Source organism: Streptomyces sp. UW30 (genome assembly GCF_008042075.1).
Classification (GTDB): Bacteria; Actinomycetota; Actinomycetes; order Streptomycetales; family Streptomycetaceae; genus Streptomyces.
In genome coordinates, this window is the sequence record NZ_RDBN01000103.1 from 1 (window position 1) to 2773 (window position 2773).

General features: G+C 67.4%; 4 protein-coding genes. 1 reads left to right on the forward strand and 3 read right to left on the reverse strand.

Annotated features, from left to right (window positions below; genetic code table 11):
- The 3 genes from EAO75_RS44375 to EAO75_RS44385 form a co-directional block, all read right to left on the reverse strand.
- The coding region (locus tag EAO75_RS44375) for a dipeptide/oligopeptide/nickel ABC transporter ATP-binding protein (protein ID WP_148000804.1) at positions 1–584 on the reverse strand (584 nt) is incomplete at its 3' end.
- 30 nt (positions 585–614) lie between these two features.
- Complete coding sequence (locus EAO75_RS44380) at positions 615–1649, reverse strand: ABC transporter ATP-binding protein (protein WP_148000805.1); 1035 nt, start codon at positions 1647–1649, stop codon at positions 615–617.
- A gap of 53 nt (positions 1650–1702) precedes the next feature.
- Positions 1703–2683, reverse strand: coding sequence for an ABC transporter permease (locus tag EAO75_RS44385; protein ID WP_148000806.1), 981 nt, complete (start codon positions 2681–2683; stop codon positions 1703–1705).
- Between the two features lie 27 nt (positions 2684–2710).
- Here EAO75_RS44385 and EAO75_RS46850 point away from each other — a divergent pair.
- Positions 2711–2773 (forward strand): hypothetical protein (locus EAO75_RS46850; RefSeq protein ID WP_222724043.1); only part of this gene is annotated, 63 nt, incomplete at its 3' end.

The window sequence follows — 2773 nt, forward strand, 5'->3', positions numbered from 1 at the left end:
GCCTGGATCGAGACGTCCAGCGCGGACACCGGCTCGTCCGCCACGATCAGCTTCGGCTCCAGGGCGAGCGCCCTTGCCACGCCGATGCGCTGGCGCTGTCCCCCCGAGAACTCGTGCGGGAAGCGGTTGTAGTGCTCGGGGTTCAGGCCGACGATCTCCAGCAGTTCCCTGACCCGTTTCTCACGGCCGCCCGTCGGTTCGACCCCGTTGATCTCCATCGGGCCCGAGATGATCTTGCCGACCGTCTGGCGCGGGTTCAGCGAGGAGTACGGGTCCTGGAAGATCATCTGGATCTCGGASCKGATCGGCGCCAGCTGCTTGCGGCCCGCGTGSGTGATGTCCTKGCCGCGGTASGWGAYCYKGCCGCYCGTCGGCTCCASCAGCYKGGTKATCAGCCGGCCCGTSGTCGACTTGCCGCAGCCCGACTCGCCCACCAGACCGAGGGCCTCGCCCTCGGCCACCTGGAAGTCGAGGCCGTCCACGGCCTTGACGGCGCCGACCGTGCGCTTGATCGGGAAGCCGCCCTTGATCGGGAAGTGCTTGGTCAGACCGCTGACGTCCAGGAGCGGTTGCGCGTTGCTCATGATGGTGAAGTCCCGTCTCGTGTACGTCAGTCAGTGCCGGGATCCGGCGAAGTCGGCGAAGAGGTCCGTGCGCTGCTCCATCGGGAGGTGGCAGGCGGAACCCCTGCCGTCCACCACGTCCAGCGGCGGCCGCTCGGTGGAGCACAGCCCGCCCGCGACCTTCTCGGCGAAGGTGCACCGCGGGTGGAAGCGGCAGCCCGAGGGCGGGTTCAGCAGCGACGGCGGGGAACCCGGGATCGGCTGCAGAGGCACGTCGACCGGCCCGTCCAGGCTCGGCATGGAGCTCAGCAGGCCCAGGGTGTAGGGGTGCTGCGGCGTCTGCAGCACCTCCTTCTTGGTGCCCCGCTCCACACAGCGGCCGCCGTACATCACCAGCACGTCGTCCGCGATGTCGGCGATGACTCCGAGGTCGTGSGTGATGAAGACGATCGCCGWGCCGAACTCCTGCTGGAGGTCCTTSAGCAGGTCCAKGATCTGCGCCTGGACCGTSACGTCGAGAGCCGTCGTCGGCTCGTCGGCGATCAGCAGCTCGGGGTCGCAGACCAGCGCCATCGCGATCATCGCGCGCTGGCGCATACCGCCGGAGAACTGGTGCGGGTAGTCGTCCACCCGCATGTCCGGCTGGGGGATCCCGACCCGGCGCAGCATCTCGATCGACCGCGCCCGGGCTTCCTTCCGGGAGGCACCGGTGTGCTTGCGGTACGTCTCGCCGATCTGCGTGCCGATGGTGTGGTACGGCGACAGCGMGGYGAGCGCGTCCTGGAAGATCATGGACATCTTGTTGCCGCGCAGCCGCTCCATCTCCCGCTCGGAGGCGGTGAGCAGCTCCTTGCCGTCCAGCAGGATCTCGCCGTCGATCGTGGTGCGGAACGGGTCGTGCAGGCCCAGGATCGTCAGGTTGGTGACGGACTTGCCGGATCCCGACTCACCCACGATGCCGAGCGTCTGGCCCTTGGCGAGGTCGAAGGAGAGCCCGTCGACGGCCTTGACGATGCCGTCCTCGGTGGAGAAGTGGACCTGAAGGTCCCTGACGGAGAGGAAGGGCTGCTGATCGGTGCTCGTCACGGGGACGCTCCTGAGGGGGGTGATGCGAGGGGTCGGGAGTGGGAGGGCGGAGGTCAGGCGAGCCGGATCCGCGGGTCGATGAGGGCGTAGACGGCGTCCACGATGATGTTGGCGAAGACGATCGCGCCGGCCGCAAGGAGGGTCACACCGAGCAGCATGGGCAGGTCGCTCTGGTCCACGGACTTCACCGCGAGCCGGCCGATGCCCGGGAGGCYGAAGGTCGACTCGGTGATGATGGCACCGCCGATCAGCGTGCCCAGGTCGATGCCGAACACCGTGACGATGGGACCCATCGCGCCGCGCCAGGCGAACCGGAAGAAGACGTTCGACCGGGACAGACCCTTGGCCCGTGCCGTGCGGACGTAGTCCTCGCTGAGTTGCTCCACGAGCTGGGAGCGCGTCATACGGGTGTAGTTGGCCGTGAAGATGATCGCGAGGACCAGCCAGGGCAACAACAGCCCGGAGAACCAGGCGGCCGGATTGTCGGTGAACGGGGTCCACTGCGGCTGGTCGAGCCATCCCAGCTGCGCGACGAAGAAGAACATCGCGATGTAGCCGACGAAGTAGATCTGGAGCGAGGAGCCGAGCAGCGAGGCCGAGCTGGCGAACTTGTCCAGGAACTTGCCCTGCTTGAGGGCCGCGATCATGCCGGCGCCGATGCCGAGGATCAGGAAGACGAAGGCCGCACCGAAGGCGAGCGACAGGGTCGTCGGCAGACGGTCCATGATCGTGCCGAAGACGGGCTCGTTGTTCGCGAAGGAGTACCCGAGGCACGGGGCTTCGCAGTGGCCCCAGCTGCTGTAGTCGCGTCCGACGAAGACGCCGACGAGCCACAGCCAGTACTGCWCSGGGATCGGCTTGTCGATGCCCAGGTTCTGCCGGATCTGCGCCAGCGCGTCCGGCGTGCAGTTCTTGCCGCAGGACATCATCGCGGGGTCACGCGGCACGGCGTAGAAGAGCCAGAAGGTGATGGCGCTGATGATCAACAAAATGACCAGCGCGCCGGTGACTCGGCGGACAAGGAAGCGGAACATGAGGCGTGACTTTCCGGACGGGGCGCCATCACCTTCTGGCTCTTCTACGCCGTGCCGCGTGACCCCGCGATGATGTCCTGCGGCAAGAAC